Here is a 19,731-nt window from a genome sequence, read left to right as displayed (position 1 = left end):
TAACTTAAAAATTATTTGAAAACCAACCTTTAACTGATGATATTATTTTCTTCTTCGACTTAGTGGTATTTTCATCAATCTCCATAACATCATCATCAATATTTTGATCATTACTTACATCACTATTTTCTGCAGCATACTTCAATAACCCAACTACTGTGGAGTATGATGGATTATGGACAACTTCACTTGCACCAGAAACCTCTATAGGACCACCAACCCTTACAGGAAGCTTAAACATATCCTCTGCAAGTCTTGCTAATCCTTTTAGCTTAGCACCACCGCCTGTAAAGACAATACCTGAAGAAATAACCTCTAATAAACGGTTCTGATCCAACTCACGATATAGAGACTCAAATATCTCTTCTACTCTTGCCTCTATTACAAGTGATAAATCTTGTAATGATATTCTCTTTTTAGCATTCCCTAATGAATTCGGTATATCTATCTTTTCATCCGGATTTTTAAGATATTTACTTGCTGCATAGCCAAATTGAAGCTTTAAGCTTTCAGCAGCCTCGATAGGTAATCTAAACACTTTCGATATATCAGAGGAGATACTACTACCACCAGTTTTAACACTTGATGTATAACATATACCGCCATCAGCAAAGACAGAAAAGCTTGTCGAGTCAGCACCAATATTCACAAGGCAAACGCCCATTTCTTTCTCATTGTCAGTAAGAGTCGCACTACTTGCTGCTAAATGCTCTACTACTAAGTTTTCTATAGCATAACCACAATTTGAAACGCATTTACGTACATTCTGTAACATCCTAGATGACGCAACAATAATATGTACATTAGACTCTAGTCTTACTGCAAACATTCCTATTGGTTCAGTAACTCCAGGCTGACCATCAACTATGTAGTCTCTCTGAAGAACATGAAGCATTTCTGTATCAGCAGACATCGGCACAGCTTTTGCTGTCTTAATAGCCATAGCCAAATCTTCTAAGCTCACCTCTCCATTTTCGACAGCTGCTAAACCATAAGAATTAAAGCCATTAATACTAGGCGCACTGACACCCAACGTGACTTCTTTAATATCGACTCCCGCTATACTTTTTGCTTCATCTAAGGCTGCATTTAATGTTTCTATAGCCATTTCAAGATTAATAACAGAACCTTGTTTAATGCCCTTTGACTGCTTTTGGCTTACACCTAATATTTTTATACTGTTGTTTTCAGCAAGTTGTCCAATCGCAACGGTTATCTTGTGAGATCCCAAATCTACCGCACAAAAATTATTATTCCCAAAACCCATTTATTATAGCCCCAATCTAAGACAGATATTTTCTTACTTTCATACACTTACATTACATTATATGCTTATTATCATAGAAAACCAATAAAATAAATCTTTTTCTAGTTATACTTTACTGCAAAACCATCACTGTATCTCATATCAAAATATTTCACAGATTTGTAGTTTTTAACATCTTTATATGATTTAAAGAACAGATTTAGTCGTTTTTTTAATTTTATAGAACCTAGGACAACTTCAATATCATCTGTAAGTAAGACACTAAACTGATTACCTCTGTAGGATATTTTGACTATTTGCATATTATTATTTTCAGCTACCTTATTTAACTCTTGTAGAGTCTCATAGATATAGTCCTTACCAGCATCATCATTACTATCTATGTATGGTAAATTTTGATCATAATTAAAAACAACTGGAGTGATAATATCCATATTATCAAGCAGAATTTGGTTATTATTCCAATACGCGACAGGCTTATGATCATAGACATATACAACTAAAGTTGAAGGCCAAACTTTCTTTACAAGGGTATAGTCAACCCCTTTCATATCATAAAAATACTTCTCAACAGTATCAATATTAAGATCAAACCACTCTTTATCGTTTAAACCTATTATTTTATTAATTAAGTCCTGCTTTGAAATGTATACCAAACCATCATTAGAGACCACATCTACCCTTGAGATTTTTTTATCTGTCTTACTAGCAATAAAAATCACAGCACCAAAAATTATTACGAAAATAAAGCTTAGTATAGAAAATTTTTTAAAAATCTTTAGCATTGTGCCTGTTCTAATATTGATTTAACAAAGCTATCAAAATCAATCCCCTCAGCTGCCGCTGACTTTGGAGATAAACTATTCTCTGTCATACCTGGTGATGAGTTAATTTCCATAATATAAAAATCTCCTCTATCATCATATATAAAATCGACTCGAGCATGTCCTTTACATCCCAATAGGTCATAGGCTTTCTTGGCTAACTGACGAACTTCTAGCTCTTTTTGCTCGCATAATCCACTAGGTGCATGATATATTGACTTACCGCTATATTTTGACTCATAGTCATAGAACTCATTCAATGGCTCGATCCAGACAGATGAGTAAACATCATTATTAACAATAGCTACAGTTATTTCTTTACCAGTAATCCATTGTTCAACCATTACTTCACCATACTCTGAAGCTTGTTTATATGCCTCTTCAAGCTCTTTAAAATTTTTTACTTTGAAAGTAGCTATACTAGATCCACCATTACTTGGTTTAACTGCAACAGGAAAACTAATCTCATCAGATTCCACTAATTTATCTGTAAGGAACTTTGCCATGGGTGTAGGCATACGATGGTGCATCCATATTTCTTTCGAGATCATTTTGTCCATAGTTATGACACATGATTTCATAGTTGAGCCAGTATGCTTAATGCCTAGCATTTCAAGCAATGCTGCTACCCTACCATTTTCGCCATCTTCACCGTGCAATGCAATAAAACACTTATCAGGATTTAGCTCTATAAGTTTAGTAACCAAATCTTTTGAGCTTGCATCTAAGCCAGACGCATCATAGCCTTGATTTAGTAAAGAATCCAAAACTGCTTTACCAGATTTCAGAGATACTTCTCTTTCTGGAGAGTCCCCACCATATAGAACGACAATTTTTTCTTTTTGCATAAGTACCTAATTTCTTTTTTGTTTAAAAAAATCCCTTAAGAGCGTACTACACTCTTCAGTCATCACACCAGATGTTACTTTAAGGCTATGATTGATGTTCTTGTTTTGATGCAACTTTTCATGAGAAAAAGCCCCAACACGAGTATCATAACAAGCATAAATCAACTCAGATACTCTAGCCTGAACCAAACCACCCAAGCACATTATACATGGCTCTAAAGTAACATACAATTTTGTATTAACTAATCTATAATTTTGAAGTTTTTTAGCAGCCTCACGTAAAACTAAAATCTCAGCGTGTGCTGTTGGGTCGTTCATCATTATCGTTTTATTAAAATTTTGTGCGACTATCTGATCATCTTTGACAAGCACTGCTCCTATAGGAACTTCACCTGCATCATAAGCCAACAGTGCTTGCTCATAAGCCTTTCGCATATAGAAAATATTTTCATCTGGACAATTAGGCATAAAGTTTTAGAATTTTCTTCTTGAAGAATTTACATCTCTTAGATAAGATAATACATTACATAATTGTTTGCTAGTACTTTTTATATATAAACCAGTGGGTACTTGTCAAACTATGTATAACCAACCACACTGGAAATGGAAATCAAAAAATGTCAGAAAATTTCAAAGAACTATTTGAGCAGTCTCTGAAACAAACAGAGATGAGAATAGGTAAAATCATCGAAGCAACTGTAGTAAGCATAGACAAAGAATTTGCAATGATTGATGCTGGTCTTAAATCAGAATCTTTCATCCCTGTATCTTCTTTGAAAAATAACAACGGTGAACTAGAAGTAGCTGCTGGTGATAAAATCAACGTTGTATTAGAAGCACTGGACAATAGCTGTGGTGAAACTAGATTATCTAGAGATAAAGCTAAAAAAATCGAGCTATGGGATAGGATTGAAAATGCCTTCGAAAACAATGAAACTGTTCTTGGTAGAATCACTAATCATGTTCGTGGTGGTTACACTATGGATGTTGAGGGTCTAAGAGCATTCTTACCTGGTTCATTAGTTGATACAAGACCTGTCAAAGATGTTGCTCATTTAGAAGACAAGGATATCGAGTTAAAAGTTGTTAAAATCGATACTAAAAGAAATAACATCGTTGTTTCTAGAAAAGCTGTAATCGAAGAAAATAACTCTGGTGATAGAGATGCTATGTTAGAGAAAATCTCTGAAGGTAGCGTACTTCAAGGTATCGTTAAAAACATCACCGACTTCGGTGCATTTATCGATCTTGGTGGAGTTGATGGTCTACTACACATCACAGATATCTCTTGGAGCAGAATTAGCCACCCTACAGATGTATTATCTATAGGTCAAGAAATCGATGTTAAAGTAATCAAGTTCGACAAAGAGAAGCAAAGAATTTCTCTAGGTATCAAGCAGCTTGGTGAAGATCCTTGGTTAAACATCGCTAATGAGCTTCCTGTAGGTGCTAAGCTTATGGGTACAGTAACTAACATAACTGACTACGGTTGTTTTGTTAAGTTAAAAGAAGGTATCGAGGGTCTAGTTCACACATCTGAAATGGATTGGACTAACAAAAACGTTAATCCTCATAAAGCTGTATCTATCGGTCAAGAAGTTGAAGTTATAGTACTTGAACTAGATGCTGATAATCACAGAATTTCTCTAGGTATCAAGCAATGTAGAGCTAACCCTTGGGATGAGTTTGAGAAAAACTATAAGCCTGGCGATAAAGTAACTGGTAAAATCAGATCAATTACTGAATTTGGTGTATTTATCGGACTAGAAGGTGGTATCGACGGTCTTGTACACATCTCAGATGTTGCATGGGATAACCCAGCTAAAGCAATTAAAGAGCTTAAAAAAGGTGATGAAGTTGAAGCAGTATTAGTTTCTGTAAACACTGATCTTGAGAGAATTGCCCTTAGCATGAAGCAACTTTCTGAAGATCCGTTCAAGAACTTCATAAATATCCACCCTAAAGGATCTTTAGTGAAAGGTAACGTTACTAAACTACAAGATAACGGTGCTGTAGTTATGCTTGACGCTGACAATAACATTGATGGTTTCATCAGAATTTCTGAGATTTCTGCTGAGCATACTAAAAATGTTAGTGATGAGTTAAGTGAAGGACAAGAAGTTGAGGCTAGAATCATAAACATCGACACTAAGAAAAGAAGTATTGCTCTTTCTATCAAGGCTGTTGATGAAGATACTACGGCTGGAGCTAAGTCTAATTACAAAGTAGAGCAAATGACTCCTACAACTCTTGGTGACTTAATCAAAGAGCAACTAAATAAGAAGTAATACTTCTTCAATCTTTTAAAATCTAGATCTAACTAAACCCCATAAACTATTTATAGTTTATGGGGTTTTTTTATTCATAAAATATAATAAAATATCCCTAATTTATAAATCTGACAAAAATAGTATGCTCACAAAAGATTTGAATGAAATCATATCGAAAATCTCTGACAACCAGGCTGTTAGCATCCCAACTGATACTGTATATGGTCTAAGCTGTAGGATATCCAAAGATGCTGTTGCAAAAATTATCAGCTTAAAAAAAAGAGACTCAAGCAAAGGATTTATAATAATCTCACATAACTACAAACATTTGTTAAAATATACAGATACTGCTGTGCTATCAGCAAAGCAAATCAAAGAAATATGTTCAGTACAGGAACAGCCCACGACATGGATCGTACCAGGCAAAGAAAGCATACAATGGCTAGCAGGAGGGAAACCAACTATTGCTATACGCTTAGTAACAACAGATATCATAACAAATATTTGTACTAAAATTGATGATGCTATTATTTCAACTAGTGCAAATATATCTGGACAAGATTTCATCAACAATTCTCATTCAATTAATAAAACTTTTAACAATATTTATATCTTAGAAAGAGAAGTTAACTCTTCACAACCGTCAAGAATTATTGATATAATCACTAGAGATAGATATAGGTAAGCACAGGCACTAAAAATTTGCTAATTATCTCAAAATATAATAGCATTAAGACTGCTGAATTCTTTTAAGCTTATAGATAAAAAAGGAATAAAATGGAAAAGATTAATCATAAAGATATACAAGATAAATTATGGAGCAATGAAGATGAAAGTAATTTATCTAACGAGCAGTATAATCAACTGCTAATTGAGCAATATAGAATATATGTTGAGCTAACCGACAGAACTAGCTATAGAAGAATTGTAATTAATTTATTCTTCTTAGTTTTCAACCTTGTTCTTGTAGGTACTGTTGCTTTGGCAATTAGTAATAACATTAATGTTGAGAACCCACCATCAGGCATACTTGTTACTATACCTTATTTTGCGGGATTAGTATTCTGCTATGCTTGGTGGAAAATTATAAGATTCTTTAGACATCACATACAAATAAAAAACAGTATTGTTCCGTCTCTTGAGAAGCGTCTTCCTTCAAAAGTATGGTTGACTGAGGAGCATATCGCTGAACAAAAAGGATCTTTCAAACCTATCAGAATACTCGAAATATATATGCCTTTCATCTTTATGGGTATTTATTCAGCACTATTCTTATTTGTTGAGCTTAACTGGCTTCCGCATACATTAAACTAATTTTATTTCTAAAAACTTTTCTCAAAATAAAACTACTCTATTAGATTGCCTGTCGTTTCTTTTAGTTAGCTAACTATATTCATAGTACAAAATAACTTAAAACTAGTACAATCATGTAAAAGTTACTGAAATAAACTTAACGTAGTATTTTATAGTTATGGTAATACAGAATTTAATAAAAACGGGGTTAATAGCTAGTAAGTAATTTTCTTTGCCTCCTTAGAAATATATTCATCATTAGTTTGCCAAAGTTGATTTAACCAAGTCTGGAAGTGCTCCTTATCAGCCTCGCTACTAAAATAATCTCCCATAGGTACTTCAGATATAGGGATTAAGTCTACTTTCACTTTGATCTGCTTAGTTCTTCTAGTCATATAATCCCATAAAGTCTGTTTAGGATTATCATAAACTATAGTCGTATTTAGAACCCCTACCATCCTATCTGAGAGACTTTTTAGAATAACTGCTATACCTCCAGCTTTTGGATTAAGTAAATTCTTATAGTTACTCTTAACAGCCTTTTGTGAGGTATATCTAGTACCCTCAACAAAGTTAACTATAGTTGTTGGTCTAGAAGATAGCTTTTTACAGTACTCAACAGTTTTTTTAATATCTTCGCCTTTTTTCTCTGGATGCTGCTTGAGATATTCTTTTTTATAGCGTCTCATCGCTGGAAACTCTAAAGCCCATGCAATCAACCCTAATACAGGTATAAAGAATACCTGAAACTTCATAAAGAATTTAGGAAAGGCTATTTTCTTATGAAAAATCATCATTAATATAAAAGTATCAAGCCAGCTTTTGTGATTGCATATAATTAAATAAGAGCCATTTTTATCCAACTCTTTATTCTGATCAACATCAATTTCAGTAGGTGATAAAAATCGAGCAATAAAAATAACAACACTTACCCATACACTCACAAAATATTGAACTGCTGAAGTACAAAAATACCTTATACCCTTTATCGGCACCAAAAGCTTAATTAATGAAAAAATAAATACTGGTATAAAAGTAATTATAGCAGTAGACATCAAACATACTATCGAGAATAATCCATAGTAAGCATACTTAATAACATTTATCATCAAAGATTATTAAAAATTACTGATTGTTAGCTTAAATATTATCATTAATAAAAACTTTTTTGAAAGACTATAAAAGATATTAATCGTTTTTAACTAATATTGCTTAAGTAAAGACTTTATTATTAAGTGACTATCACTATCTATCATGACGGTTATAGCCCCATTATTATATGTGTCAAATATCCTTATCCGACTACTGTTATAAACCTGTTTATTCAATGGCTTATCAGATATGTATACTAGGTAATCAATATTTGATTTTAAAAATTTAGTACTAAGGATCAAAGGACTAATCACTATATTTGGATTAATAACTCTATTGTATAAAGTGTAAATTTGTTGCTGATCTTTAGTACTTGAGTTATCTACAATTAAGAATTCTTTATTTCCGTGTCCAATAGTTATAAAGCAACTTTCATCATTAGAAAGAAACTTTACTTTTGTATCCCCAGTTAAGTTAAAATTATTTTTATAGCTACAGCTTTGATGTTTTCTATTAGTTTGTAAATTTGTAACAACTTTCTTAACAGAGACTATTTGTTTAATAAAATTAAAAACCAAATCATTATCACTTGAACCAACCACTACTAAATAATTAATTTGTTTAATACCTACTAGCTTAATGTAGTTACCTAAAATATTTGTCAACAAATATTCATTCTCTAAGTTTTCAGCTGAAGTATATAGAAGACTATTACCATTTTCTTCAACTAATATCATTAAATTTTTAGTATCAAAAATATGTATCCTAAAGTATTGATATTTCTCTGAAGTATTTTCTGAAGATTGCAAAAACACTAAGCATAAAGCTAATCCAAGCAGTCTGATTGAATTACTGAATGGGAAAATAACTAGAACAGTCCCAAAAATAATAATTATAAGACTAAAAAATGAAAAATAACTCCAATACTCAATAAAGCCAGCATAACCCGTCAAAAAGCTTAAATAATAAATTAATAATTTAATAATTAAGCTAGGAATGATCCACAAACTTAGTCCAACACAAGATAGTAGTAAACATACTAACAGTAATGGCACTATAACAAAACTAACCAATGGAATTGCAATGATATTTGCTAAAATCGAAATAACTGAGAAACCGCCAAAATAATAAACTGAAATTGGTACTAAAAAGATTGCTAGATAAATTTGTGCAAGTAATGTTTTTGCTAATGTTGATTTATATTGTTGTAACACTATAGAAATAATAACCAAGAGCACAACAGCTGAAAAACTCAACCATAGGCTCACACTATATATTGATTCAAAATTAATCAACATTATAATGCCTAAAGCAACAATCAGTGATTTAACTATCGAAATACGCCTACCCAAAAGCCAAAATAATGCTACCACTAGAAGCATTATCAATGCTCGTTGTGTTGGCAAACTAAAGCCCGCTAATAAACTATATATAAAAGCTACTATGACAGAGCTAATAACACCTGCATATTGTGCTGGCAGCTTGCGACATAAGTGTGGTGATAATGACCATAAGCCTCTAAAAATAACAAAAGTAATAAAAGCCAAAAGTCCTATGTGTAATCCTGAAATTACCATTAGATGTGATGTACCAGAGCTTATCAATAGATTTTGCTGAGATTGACTAAATTCTTTATCGCCAATAAGTAATGCTAGAATATAAGGTTTAAGTTCATTTCCTCGCAAATCTTTTTCTAGTTTATTAAATAAGTAATACCTTATCCTTTCGGGCAAGTATAAGCTTGCAGTACCTTTGTAGATAATATCCGTATTATCCACCATCCGCCCTATGGCAACGATATCATTATGATCTAAATATTCAGAATAGTTAAAAGCTTCTACATTATCATACTCATGAGGCTTATATACTTTTGCTTCTAACTCTAACTTATTTGCTGGTACTAAATAATGGCGATATGATCTGTTAACCTTTAGTAAGACATCTCCGTATTTATAGCTATGAAAAATAAACTTATAATCGTTACCTTCTAGTCTGGGAATACTACTGATAACACCAGTGAGAAGAATATTTTGGTTATATTTAAAATCCTCAATCCTATCATATGAATAGCAAGAGCAAACACTTACAAACAAAAGCATTATGAGTAAACATTTTTTGTATAACATATAACAAGTAAACGACTCTTTTCCTGCTTTTATATTAGCTTAATTCAACGATAACTAATAGCTGAAAAAATACCAAACTTAGTCATGATAAAACTTCAAAAAAACAACTTACTTATACATCAATAAACAAAAATATTTCTTTACTACCAAGATACAAATTTTTTAACTAGTTATATTCTATGTTTTGAATATAAAAGAGCTATTAGAATATACTCTCTTACTGTTAATAAAAACCATTAAAAAATCATAGTACTGATAAGAATTTATCATGATAGTGATGCTTCTTAAAATGATTCTTATAAAAAAACTCAAGTTAATCGACTCTTTCTAAGATAATTACTATAAAATCTGCTAAAACATATTGCAAAACATGATTTATAGCGCTAGAATCTCCGCAAAATAAGCGCTACTGTAGTAGCAACCTCTCACAAGGAGGCATCAAATGTTTATAACTCACACACTACAACCTCCGAGTTGTTAGTCACAACTAACTTCATATAACTAATTTTGTGTAATCAGTTTAAGGGCTATTTTCAACCAAAGATATCCTTAAACTGTCTGTATAGGGATAGTTGTATCTAAAGCTAAATTACTTAAAAATAGTCTATTTATTTAATTCAAGATAATGAATTAGAAATAGACTTGTAATACTTTTATAGCCATTAAGATATATAAGTCCTATAAGTTCATATAATCACAAAATTAGTAACTCTAAGATAACTTGATTCGATTACTAAGGAGAATAATAATGTTCGCAAGTTATACAATAACAAAAAAGAGATTTCTACCAAATAAAGCTGATGTGATTATAGTAGCTTTAATATTAGTTGTTAGCGCACTAGCTTATTATGCTTGGAATGATATGCATCAATCATTTATTGATGCTTCATCAGTTTCAGCAATATCACTTGATCCAAGCCACTTACCATACTATATGTTGCGTACTACTATGCGATTGATTATAGGTATGATATTTTCATTTGCTTTTGCATTGATAGCTGGATATGCATGCGCTAAGAATAAACACTTCGCTAGAGTATGTTTGCCAATCATAAATTTCCTAGAATCTGCACCTTTATTAGGATTTTTGACATTTACCACCGCGTTTTTTATTTTTCTATTTCCACACTCAATTATGGGTTTAGAAGCTGCAGCAATCTTTGGAATATTTACATCTCAAGCTTGGAATATGGCACTAATCTTATACCAAACTATACGAATAGTCCCTGCAGAGCTAACAGAAGCTGCAACTGCTTTCAAACTCAACGCATGGCAAAGATTTTGGAAGATTGAACTACCTTATTCGGTACCTGGTTTACTTTGGAATATTATGGTTTCTCAATCAGCTGCTTGGTTCGCTATCACAGCTAGTGAAGCTATCCCGACTATCACAGGCGATGTTAGCTTACCTGGTATAGGCTCGTATATAGCGCTGGCATTAACTGACTCAAATATAACAGCTATCTTATATGCTCTTGTGGCTATTATCATTAATATAGCTCTATTTGATCAGCTACTTTTTAGACCTTTAGTCAAATGGTCAGAGAAGTTCAAATACGAATCTATCAACAATAAAACTACAGATAGCCCTTGGCTTTATCGCTCATATAAAAAATCTCAATTTGTAAATGCTATAAAGCCTATTTTTAGCACTATTATATTTTGGTTAATTAATGGCGCTAGTTTTTTAAGTAAAAAAATTAATCTCAAATCACCGACTAGAGACCTCAAGATATTGAAAAAGCTTAGCTGTATTGCTTGGTATATAGTAATTATCTCAGCATGTGTATGGGCAGGTAATGCTCTGTGGCACTTCTTCCCAAATGGTGATATGAGTTATTTGATACCACTAATGATAGAGACAACTGTTCGTGTGACTATTGCCATGATGATAAGTGTCGCTATATGTACACCATTAGGTATATGGATAGGTATGTCGAGCAAACGTACAAAAGCTATTCAACCAATAATACAAATAGGTGCAGCAATACCACAACCAATATTTTTTCCGATTGTTGCTGTACTTATATTAGGCGGTGGTGGATCGCTAAATGTTTGGTGTATTCCATTAATAATGACAGGAACCTCTTGGTATGTACTATTTAATGTAATTGCGGGTGTCTCTAGCTTGCCTACAGAAATAATAGAAATGACAAAGTCTTTCCATCTAAAAGGTTGGAAATGGTGGTTTAAGTTTGCAATACCTGCTGTATTTCCATATATAGTCTGCGGAATTATTAGTGCTGCAGGTGGCGCTTGGAACTCGGCAATTGCAGCTGAATTGGTAATATGGGGCTCAAATACTATTAAGGTAGATGGAATTGGCGCACTGGTATCTACCACAACAGGCAATAACCAACTTCATGAAGCAGCCCTAGCGGTAGTTGCATTGTGCTCATTAGTGGCTTTGTGTGTGATATTTATCTGGAAGCCATTATATAAACTTGCTGAAACAAAATACAAATGTAACTAATCCATAAATATCTAAAAGGAGAATGAACATGACTGAATTTAAAAATAACACGTTAATAAATTGCTACGATATTTGCCTAGATTATAAGCAAGATAAAAAGAATATAAAAAGAGTAATTGAAAATCTAACTTTAAAAGTAAGAGAAAATGAGATAATCGCTATAGTTGGCAAATCAGGAGCAGGCAAATCTAGTCTTGTAAGAATATTAAGCGGACTATTAAAACCAACTTCTGGAAAACTTTTTTATAAGGGTTCGGCTATTGATGGCCCTTTAGAAAACATCGGCATGGTTTTTCAAAACTTTGCCCTCCTACCATGGCTAAATGTTTTAGAAAATGTTCTTTTTGGTGCAGACTCTCTTGGTATACCTAGATCACAAAGCAAACCTAAAGCTCTAGAGATTATCAAAAAGATTGGCTTAAATGATTTTGAGGATGCCTATGTAAGCGAACTCTCTGGAGGCATGAAACAACGTGTGGGATTTGCTAGAGCACTAATGATTGAGCCAGAGATTCTATTTCTTGATGAGCCTTTCTCATCACTTGATATAGTCACTGCCAAAACTTTAAGAGATGACATTATGCGTCTATGGCATACTGGTCAGGCTAAGACAAAAGCCATTGTTCTTGTTACACACAATATTGAAGAAGCTGTAAATATGGCAGATAGAGTAATAATTCTCGATAGTAATCCAGGACGTATAGCATCAGAAAAAACTATAGAACTTAACTATCCTCGTGATCTCGAATGTGATTCAACTAGAATAGTTATTAAAGATATTAGCTCGACTCTACATGCTATTAATCAGTAATGAAAAAACTGTGCAATAATGCTTTGTATGAATATCTGAATACAAAATAGACCAATTAATACAATAATTGGAGAAAAATCAAATCCTGAATTAGTTGGTTTGATTATATTTCTAGCTCTTGATAATAATGGTTCCGTAACTTGATATATAACCATAATAATTGGATTATAGCCTCCTTGAACAAACCAACTAGATATTGCTCTTATTATTATCAAATATACATACATATTAATAACTGCAAAAACTATATCAATCACCGGTTTAAAGAAAATAAACATCAAACTAAGACCTATCCCATTTAATAAGCCTACAAGTAAGTCCTGCACCACAAACACAATATACACAGCTACTATACATGACCAATCTAGATTCAAAAATCCTGGTATAAATTTTCTTAGAGGTAATATAGCAGCATTTGTCGCACGCATAATCATCTGACAAATTGGATTATAAAAATCTGCTTTTACCCACTGTAAGAAAAATCTAAACAGTAGTATAAAAGCATAAATGCCAAAGACAATATCTATCAAAAAAGTCGCTACATTAATCAAACCATTTAACATTTATATTTTCCTTTTATTTTTGCTGGCTAATAAAGTTCAAACCTGCAACTATTACCGCTACTTGAGCAAGTATACATTCTTGAGGATTTGTTCTTGGACTATCTGGATAAACCTCAGTCGTAGTTGTATACTCAGCATTTGATAAAGACATGCATAATTTTTCTTTGTCTGAATCACATGCCATAATTCCATCTCTGATAATATCATCACCTAATATATTTATGCTAGGATCAGTAGGAGCAATATGAGTAACTTTTGCTACTGCATCAATTATATATTTCTGGAAGTCATAGTGTGGATTTCTATTGTTAGCAACTAAATAAAATCCATCTGGAATACCCCATTTATCTATAGTTATACCCTCACGAGCTGCTAATGCTGGTCTAAATTCACTGTCATCAGCATCTGTTGTCTCATGCAAATCTATATGCATCAGAAGTTCAATATTCAACGAATTAATATATTTCATTGCAAAAACCGACTCATCACAACCACTCTCTAGATAGAACGATCTATTAGGATCCATAGCATTAGGATTCCAGCGGTTAATTGTTTCATATCCCCAAGGACTTAAGCAAGGCAGTATCAAGATATTATAATCACTTGCAAACTCTTTTGCTCTAGTTGCAGCAAAACTAATAGCTCCTTGTACACCACTTGTTTCATAACCATGTACACCACCTGTAACTAAAACATAGGGCTTACTAGCATCCCAGTTTTTAGTTTTAAGTGCATACAACTTATAACTGCCTACTGGATAATCAAGCTCTCCATAAACATCGATATCAAAATCTTTTGATAGTGCCAAAATCTTTTTTTCAGCTTCTTCTTTGTATGATCTTTTTTTGCTTTGCTCTGATAACCATTGGACTTTTTCTTCAGAGCCCCACTTTTTACTAGGTGTTCCAATATGATATTGTGTAGACATATTAATTCCGTATAATAAAATTCATTTATGCAAATAGTATAACGATTAATAGTCCATCTCTGCAAAAATTTTATATATTATTTATTAGATCAATATATAGTACTGATATTTTTGACTAGAACAATTAAAGTATACAATATTGAATTTTTATGGCTGGGCTAGCAGGATTCGAACCTGCGCATGACGGGATCAAAACCCGTTGCCTTACCGCTTGGCGATAGCCCAACATAAGCACTAACGAAAGTTAGTAGGCATAGTTTAATGTTTTGACCACCCATTTGTCAAGAGGTTTATCAAATTTTCTTGCAAGTTGCTGTAGTTTATTAATATTATTAGAAAGTAGATAAAAGCATGATCCAGTTCCTGTCATTCTAAAACCATCATCAATACTATACAAATATTGCTTAAACTCAGGATACTTTGTAAAGAATATATTTTCAAAAGCATTATGCATAGTGTTAGTATCAAAGCTCAGATCTTTTGATAATATATCCTTTGTCTTAGCTAAATTCTTACTTTCAAAAAACTCTTTGGTACTAATATGAATATTAGGCTTAATTAATAGTACATATTGTTGCTCAAATTCCTTAGGGTATAAAATATCTCCAATCCCTTCAGCCCATGCTGATCTGCCATACAGAAATATCGGCACATCTGCTCCAAGTTTTTTAGCTAAAGGTATCATCTGGTCATTTGATAGTTCAGGTAAGTAATAATCTCGTAATGCTATTAAAGTGGTTGCTGCATTTGAACTTCCGCCACCGAGACCAGCACCCATTGGTATATTTTTGATAATATCAATATCAACTCCGATATTCTCAATATTATAAGCCTCTTGAAACCCTTTAACAGCTTTATAAATCAAATTATCTTCTTGGGAAGCTATTTGTATATTACTTGTAATTTCAATCTTACTATAATTATTAAACCTAAAGCTAAGATGATCTTTTAGATCCAAAAATGTAAACCAGCTTTGTAAATTATGATATCTATCATCTCGCTTATTTAATATATGCAAAAACAAATTAATTTTTGCATAACTTTGATAGTTTTTGGGTTCTATATTTGCCATGACTTTATAACAATCTTTAACGTTATATTCTCTCTAGACATTCTAATTTTAGCCGGTAACGGATACTTAGAATCAACTAGTTCATAATTCTGATAAGAAATATTCCAACCATTTTGAGATAATTTATGTGGCAACCCTTGTGAGTTCAGTTGCGTATTATATTTGATATTTGGTATAGCTACAGCTTTGATCCAATACTTAAGCCCATCAACGGGAACATACCAACCTAACTGCTCTAACATTAAGGTTTTGGCATCTTTAGCTACTATTTTTTGTCCTTTGCTATTTTCAAGCGATACCTCATCAGTATCTCCTTTTATCTCAACACTACCTATACCCAAAGGACCATATAAGCTAATACTAAATTTATCACCATCTTGAGTGTATATATAGTTAGCAGATTCTGCCTGATTATTATAGATAATTCCTATAATCCCTTTTGTTTGCCACTTGTTTAACTGCAAAAGTTGTTCAGATGTTGTTTTCTGATCAAATTTCATATTATCATTTATTGGAGCAATACTAGATTGCACGCTAGTGCACGATACTAATAACGATACGAAAATCAGAGTTAATACTAATCTAATTTTGTGCTTTATATCTATTTTTGACTTTAACATAATGCTCAGCATTTTCTTTAATAATTTGTCTTTCATGATCACTGATTGGCCTAATCTTTTTGACCGGCGACCCTAAGTACATATAACCAGACTCTAGAACTTTACCTGGAGGAACCAAACTTCCAGCGCCTAAGAAGACCCAAGGTTCAACAACAGCTCCATCAAGAATTATAGATCCCATACCTATTAGACAATTATTTTTGATATCACAGCCATGCAATATCACACCATGTCCTACAGTCACATCATCTCCAATAGTTAGAGGATATCCTTGACCCGAATCCTTTGGGTACTCTGTAGTATGTAATGTACTACAATCTTGAATATTGGTCCCTTTTCCAATAGTTATTGTTAAGAGATCACCTCTCACACTAACTTGAGGCCATATAGATGCATCTTGACTTAGAATCACATCTCCTATCACTGCGGCTGATTCATCAACATAGGCTGAAGCATCAATATTTGGTACTTTATCATTAAAAACTCTTACACATCTAGACATAGCTGCTCTCTAGTCTTACTAACATCATCTCTTAATGATACCAAACTATAGCTATCAAATCTTAACCTTTTATCTTTATCAAAAGGCTGAGCATAGCCATTATCATCAATTATAAACAATGCTATAGCATTAGGATTATCTTTAAAGAATTTCTCGAGTGGGTAATTAGGTGTAATATTTGTACTCCTAATAGTAGCACCTTGATTCAGTCTCTCTATTAAAACGTTGAAATCAGTACCCTCTTCAAACAACAGATTTGCTAGATTATTTTCTATCGACCCTATGCCTTTATAGCTTTCTTTCTGAGATGCTCTTAACACAAAAACATTATTTGAACCAAATTCATACCTATATTTCATGGCTGATACAGCATTCACATATTCGCTAGTTGATAATCCTAGCATAGCTCCAATCCCCACCAAATTAATACTCCAGTCAGCGTGTGCTGACACAGGACTACCATAATACGTATTCAAGCCTAACTGACGACATTTTTGGACATTTACCCAAGACGAATCAGTAACAACCACTTCAATATCATTTTTGACAAACACTTCTGCTAGTTCACGTGCAAACCTATTCCCGCCGATTATCAAAAACCCTTTACCTTCAGGTTCAGTAACTTTAAGAAGTCTTGATATATAAGGAGTAAATATACTTTGAAAAACCACAGTAAAAACAATTATCATAAATACAAAGAATACTAAAGTGTTCGCCTCATCGTACAGCTCAGGATGAGATTTAGTAATTCTTACAGCAACTAGTGCCGCTACAGATGCTGCTACAATACCTCGTGGATAAATAATACCCATGACAATTCTTTCTGCAAAAGTTGTTTTAGATTTAATAGAGCATAATAGAACTACAATTGGGCGCAAAATAAACTGTAAAAATAAAAAGAGCACTATTAGATCTAGCCAATAGTCTTTGAACAAACTAAAATCTATCTCTGCACCTAGCACTATAAAAAGAACTGAAATAATAACTATGCTTAGATTTTCTTTAAATGACAAAATATCAGACATCTTAATATCTTTCATATTAGCCATCACAAGACCAGCAACCGTTACCATTAAAAGCCCTGCACCATGCATAGTAGCATCAGTTAGTATAAAACCTACAACTATTACAGCTAACACAAAAAAACTTTTTAGATATTCAGGAATATAATGCTTTCTAAAACTTAGTCCTATCAAGTAGCCAAAAATAAAGCCCGAAGTTATTCCCAAAATACATACGAAGATTATATAAGCTATGAATATACTTGTTCCATTAGGCTGATTTGCATAATTCCCCCCTATAACGAACCATGCTAACATGAATACAACTACTAAAGCTCCTATAGGATCTACAAGTATAGACTCCCACTTCAAGATACTTGCAATATGTCTTTTCGGTCTAACAGTTCTCATTAATGGAGGTACAACAGTTGGACCACTAACACATGTAATACCGCCTATTAGCATAGATAGCTCTAAGTTCAAGCCAATGACGTAATAGCAGAACATTGCTGTGAGTATCACTGTAACCCCTAATCCTACGGTAGTCAAAAGTATTACAACACTACTGACACTCTTAATCTTACTAAAATTAAGTGATAAACTCCCCTCAAAGAGGATAATGGCCACACAAATTGATACAAATGGAGATAATGCTTCTCCAAAAATAATCGTACCATCTACAAGTTTAAAGCCTCCTTGAAATACAGCTTCAGATAAAGGTCCTAAAATAATACCACTAAGGATCAAAAATAGTATTGAAGGAAGTTTTAGCCTCCATGATAAAAACTGAGATACAATCGCAAAAAACAATATTAAGCCAGACGCTAATAAAATATAATTAGATGAATGCAGAAATAGCTCCAAACTATTATCCAAAATATAGCCTTAATTGAATATTTAATAATATAGTTTTAAACATTATATCCATATTAGTTTTTTTATCAATGTGATAACACACTATGCCCAACTCTAAAATATAAACACCAAATATTTTTGTCGTATTTCTTATGCAAAAAATATACAATTTATAGCGTTTTAACACAAATATCATTATCATGGAAGTTGCTAACCTTAATAATTTAGAGTCAAATAAATTTATAAAATATATCACTCCTGCTGCTCTTTTTATCACATTGAAAATATTATGTGACCCACTTTTTCTTAACACTATAAATATTAATTTTTTAGGTACTCACCTAGTAATAACACAATCATCTTTGGTATATGCAGGAATTTTTGTCGTGTTAGATGTTTGTTCAATAATTTATGGCCTAAAAAACACTTATAAATTAATAATTCTAGCTATGGTAATGGATGGCATATACTCTTTTGGCGTTTATTCATCATCATTTTTTCATTTGGCTGATATATCTATAATCGGAGATAATAATCACATAAGATCAAGCGCTATACACCAAATCGCTGAGCCGACGATACTGTTATTTTTATCAGGAATGTTAAGCACCTTTGTGACAAATCTAGCAGAAGTCTCAATTTTTAGTTGGATTTATAAGAAACTCTTAAAAAATAATATCTTCTTCTCAACTATAATAAGTGTTGCGATAGTTATCCTAATAAACAATATAGTAATGCTCCCAATTATGATAAAAGACAAAAGTGTTCTATGGACTATGTATTGGTCAAACTTCACGATTAATATGATATTTATAACAGCTTATACAAGCATATATCTAATCTTCTTCAAAAATATCTATACTTCAACAAAAGTCTCTACTAAAGGTTAAATCTATACAACTTATTAGCGGTATTAAAGAATATATCTTGCTGTAATTTAGCATCTGCAAATGTGTTATAAACTATATTAAACCATTTATTATAATTATCTTTATTTGATACAGGGTAATTAGAACCATAACAAAGTTTTGATGTAACAACACAATCCTTTATCTCATTAAGGCTGTTGAGTTAATGAAAGCCCTTTTTCATATGTTTTAATATTGAGTATTTTTTAGATAAATCTGACTCAAAATCTTACTTTTGTGTTTCATATCAGCATTTTATGCTGATATGAATACACCTA

The 19,731-nt window shown here is 32.5% G+C and carries 18 protein-coding genes and 1 tRNA gene; 6 read left to right on the top strand and 13 right to left on the bottom strand.

The window, feature by feature from the left end:
• Positions 1-4: 4 nt before the first annotated feature.
• The 4 genes from ftsA to tadA all read right to left on the bottom strand — a co-directional run bounded on the left by ftsA (position 5) and on the right by tadA (position 3,407).
• The gene (gene ftsA, locus F3D57_RS06425) at positions 5-1,267 is read right to left on the bottom strand and encodes a cell division protein FtsA (RefSeq protein WP_146421674.1); all 1,263 of its coding nucleotides are present in this window, start codon (positions 1,265-1,267) and stop codon (positions 5-7) included.
• Between the two features lie 101 nt (positions 1,268-1,368).
• Entirely contained in the window at positions 1,369-2,052 is a 684-nt protein-coding gene (locus F3D57_RS06420; RefSeq protein ID WP_150465619.1) for a cell division protein FtsQ/DivIB, read from the bottom strand.
• The gene (locus F3D57_RS06415; protein ID WP_150465618.1) at positions 2,046-2,939 is read right to left on the bottom strand and encodes a D-alanine--D-alanine ligase; all 894 of its coding nucleotides are present in this window, start codon (positions 2,937-2,939) and stop codon (positions 2,046-2,048) included. The genes F3D57_RS06420 and F3D57_RS06415 overlap by 7 nt, the downstream gene beginning before the upstream one ends.
• A 6-nt stretch (positions 2,940-2,945) precedes the next feature.
• On the bottom strand, positions 2,946-3,407 hold the full coding sequence (gene tadA, locus F3D57_RS06410; protein ID WP_149369092.1) for a tRNA adenosine(34) deaminase TadA: 462 nt from the start codon (positions 3,405-3,407) through the stop codon (positions 2,946-2,948).
• Between the two features lie 149 nt (positions 3,408-3,556).
• Between tadA and rpsA the strand changes: the two genes are divergently transcribed.
• The 3 genes from rpsA to F3D57_RS06395 all read left to right on the top strand — a co-directional run bounded on the left by rpsA (position 3,557) and on the right by F3D57_RS06395 (position 6,523).
• Complete coding sequence (gene rpsA, locus F3D57_RS06405; protein ID WP_146421670.1) at positions 3,557-5,227, top strand: 30S ribosomal protein S1; 1,671 nt, start codon at positions 3,557-3,559, stop codon at positions 5,225-5,227.
• A 124-nt stretch (positions 5,228-5,351) separates the two neighbouring features.
• Positions 5,352-5,894, top strand: coding sequence for an L-threonylcarbamoyladenylate synthase (locus F3D57_RS06400; RefSeq protein ID WP_150465617.1), 543 nt, complete (start codon positions 5,352-5,354; stop codon positions 5,892-5,894).
• A 92-nt stretch (positions 5,895-5,986) separates the two neighbouring features.
• Positions 5,987-6,523, top strand: coding sequence for a hypothetical protein (locus tag F3D57_RS06395; RefSeq protein WP_146421668.1), 537 nt, complete (start codon positions 5,987-5,989; stop codon positions 6,521-6,523).
• A 194-nt stretch (positions 6,524-6,717) separates the two neighbouring features.
• Here the strand turns inward: F3D57_RS06395 and F3D57_RS06390 are convergent, their stop codons facing one another.
• Both F3D57_RS06390 and F3D57_RS06385 read right to left on the bottom strand, forming a co-directional pair.
• On the bottom strand, positions 6,718-7,611 hold the full coding sequence (locus tag F3D57_RS06390) for an acyltransferase (protein ID WP_150465616.1): 894 nt from the start codon (positions 7,609-7,611) through the stop codon (positions 6,718-6,720).
• Positions 7,612-7,704: 93 nt separating this feature from the next.
• Positions 7,705-9,720, bottom strand: coding sequence for a ComEC/Rec2 family competence protein (locus F3D57_RS06385; protein ID WP_150465615.1), 2,016 nt, complete (start codon positions 9,718-9,720; stop codon positions 7,705-7,707).
• Positions 9,721-10,468: 748 nt separating this feature from the next.
• Between F3D57_RS06385 and F3D57_RS06380 the strand changes: the two genes are divergently transcribed.
• Complete coding sequence (locus tag F3D57_RS06380; RefSeq protein ID WP_150465614.1) at positions 10,469-12,193, top strand: ABC transporter permease subunit; 1,725 nt, start codon at positions 10,469-10,471, stop codon at positions 12,191-12,193.
• A 28-nt stretch (positions 12,194-12,221) separates the two neighbouring features.
• Positions 12,222-13,004 (top strand): ABC transporter ATP-binding protein, encoded by a 783-nt coding sequence (locus F3D57_RS06375; protein WP_150465613.1) that lies wholly within the window; start codon positions 12,222-12,224, stop codon positions 13,002-13,004.
• Here F3D57_RS06375 and F3D57_RS06370 read toward each other — a convergent pair.
• The 7 genes from F3D57_RS06370 to F3D57_RS06340 form a co-directional block, all read right to left on the bottom strand.
• A complete protein-coding gene (locus F3D57_RS06370; RefSeq protein ID WP_042524337.1) occupies positions 12,998-13,567 on the bottom strand; it encodes a YggT family protein in 570 nt (189 codons plus the stop codon). The genes F3D57_RS06375 and F3D57_RS06370 overlap by 7 nt on opposite strands.
• Before the next feature lie 13 nt (positions 13,568-13,580).
• A complete protein-coding gene (locus F3D57_RS06365; protein WP_150465612.1) occupies positions 13,581-14,495 on the bottom strand; it encodes a M14 family metallocarboxypeptidase in 915 nt (304 codons plus the stop codon).
• A 150-nt stretch (positions 14,496-14,645) separates the two neighbouring features.
• A tRNA-Gln gene (locus F3D57_RS06360) sits at positions 14,646-14,720 on the bottom strand.
• Positions 14,721-14,739: 19 nt separating this feature from the next.
• Positions 14,740-15,567 carry a 4-(cytidine 5'-diphospho)-2-C-methyl-D-erythritol kinase gene (ispE, locus tag F3D57_RS06355; RefSeq protein WP_150465611.1) on the bottom strand — a complete coding sequence of 276 codons (828 nt, stop codon included), beginning with the start codon at positions 15,565-15,567 and terminating at the stop codon, positions 14,740-14,742.
• Positions 15,555-16,187 carry a lipoprotein insertase outer membrane protein LolB gene (lolB, locus tag F3D57_RS06350; protein ID WP_411961501.1) on the bottom strand — a complete coding sequence of 211 codons (633 nt, stop codon included), beginning with the start codon at positions 16,185-16,187 and terminating at the stop codon, positions 15,555-15,557. The genes ispE and lolB overlap by 13 nt, the downstream gene beginning before the upstream one ends.
• Positions 16,150-16,689 carry a gamma carbonic anhydrase family protein gene (locus tag F3D57_RS06345; protein ID WP_150465609.1) on the bottom strand — a complete coding sequence of 180 codons (540 nt, stop codon included), beginning with the start codon at positions 16,687-16,689 and terminating at the stop codon, positions 16,150-16,152. The genes lolB and F3D57_RS06345 overlap by 38 nt, the downstream gene beginning before the upstream one ends.
• The gene (locus tag F3D57_RS06340) at positions 16,674-18,566 is read right to left on the bottom strand and encodes a cation:proton antiporter (RefSeq protein WP_150465608.1); all 1,893 of its coding nucleotides are present in this window, start codon (positions 18,564-18,566) and stop codon (positions 16,674-16,676) included. The genes F3D57_RS06345 and F3D57_RS06340 overlap by 16 nt, the downstream gene beginning before the upstream one ends.
• A 179-nt stretch (positions 18,567-18,745) precedes the next feature.
• Between F3D57_RS06340 and F3D57_RS06335 the strand changes: the two genes are divergently transcribed.
• Entirely contained in the window at positions 18,746-19,435 is a 690-nt protein-coding gene (locus F3D57_RS06335) for a VUT family protein (protein WP_150465607.1), read from the top strand.
• Positions 19,436-19,731 lie beyond the last annotated feature (296 nt).

This window comes from Francisella sp. SYW-2 (assembly GCF_008711475.1).
Lineage (GTDB): Bacteria > Pseudomonadota > Gammaproteobacteria > Francisellales > Francisellaceae > Francisella > Francisella salimarina.
Note: the sequence above shows the minus strand (reverse complement) of the source record. Positions and strands in the feature narration are given on the sequence as shown.

What these genes read in the sequence shown, in the direction of transcription:
- lolB (WP_411961501.1), bottom strand. Translation starts at nt 16,187, where the DNA reads ATGTTAAAGTCAAAAATAGATATAAAGCACAAAATTAGATTAGTATTA.
- F3D57_RS06395 (WP_146421668.1), top strand. Translation starts at nt 5,987, where the DNA reads ATGGAAAAGATTAATCATAAAGATATACAAGATAAATTATGGAGCAAT.
- F3D57_RS06380 (WP_150465614.1), top strand. Translation starts at nt 10,469, where the DNA reads ATGTTCGCAAGTTATACAATAACAAAAAAGAGATTTCTACCAAATAAA.
- F3D57_RS06400 (WP_150465617.1), top strand. Translation starts at nt 5,352, where the DNA reads ATGCTCACAAAAGATTTGAATGAAATCATATCGAAAATCTCTGACAAC.
- ispE (WP_150465611.1), bottom strand. Translation starts at nt 15,567, where the DNA reads ATGGCAAATATAGAACCCAAAAACTATCAAAGTTATGCAAAAATTAAT.
- F3D57_RS06420 (WP_150465619.1), bottom strand. Translation starts at nt 2,052, where the DNA reads ATGCTAAAGATTTTTAAAAAATTTTCTATACTAAGCTTTATTTTCGTA.
- rpsA (WP_146421670.1), top strand. Translation starts at nt 3,557, where the DNA reads ATGTCAGAAAATTTCAAAGAACTATTTGAGCAGTCTCTGAAACAAACA.
- F3D57_RS06345 (WP_150465609.1), bottom strand. Translation starts at nt 16,689, where the DNA reads ATGTCTAGATGTGTAAGAGTTTTTAATGATAAAGTACCAAATATTGAT.
- F3D57_RS06370 (WP_042524337.1), bottom strand. Translation starts at nt 13,567, where the DNA reads ATGTTAAATGGTTTGATTAATGTAGCGACTTTTTTGATAGATATTGTC.
- F3D57_RS06415 (WP_150465618.1), bottom strand. Translation starts at nt 2,939, where the DNA reads ATGCAAAAAGAAAAAATTGTCGTTCTATATGGTGGGGACTCTCCAGAA.
- ftsA (WP_146421674.1), bottom strand. Translation starts at nt 1,267, where the DNA reads ATGGGTTTTGGGAATAATAATTTTTGTGCGGTAGATTTGGGATCTCAC.
- F3D57_RS06390 (WP_150465616.1), bottom strand. Translation starts at nt 7,611, where the DNA reads ATGATAAATGTTATTAAGTATGCTTACTATGGATTATTCTCGATAGTA.
- F3D57_RS06385 (WP_150465615.1), bottom strand. Translation starts at nt 9,720, where the DNA reads ATGTTATACAAAAAATGTTTACTCATAATGCTTTTGTTTGTAAGTGTT.
- F3D57_RS06375 (WP_150465613.1), top strand. Translation starts at nt 12,222, where the DNA reads ATGACTGAATTTAAAAATAACACGTTAATAAATTGCTACGATATTTGC.
- F3D57_RS06335 (WP_150465607.1), top strand. Translation starts at nt 18,746, where the DNA reads ATGGAAGTTGCTAACCTTAATAATTTAGAGTCAAATAAATTTATAAAA.
- tadA (WP_149369092.1), bottom strand. Translation starts at nt 3,407, where the DNA reads ATGCCTAATTGTCCAGATGAAAATATTTTCTATATGCGAAAGGCTTAT.
- F3D57_RS06365 (WP_150465612.1), bottom strand. Translation starts at nt 14,495, where the DNA reads ATGTCTACACAATATCATATTGGAACACCTAGTAAAAAGTGGGGCTCT.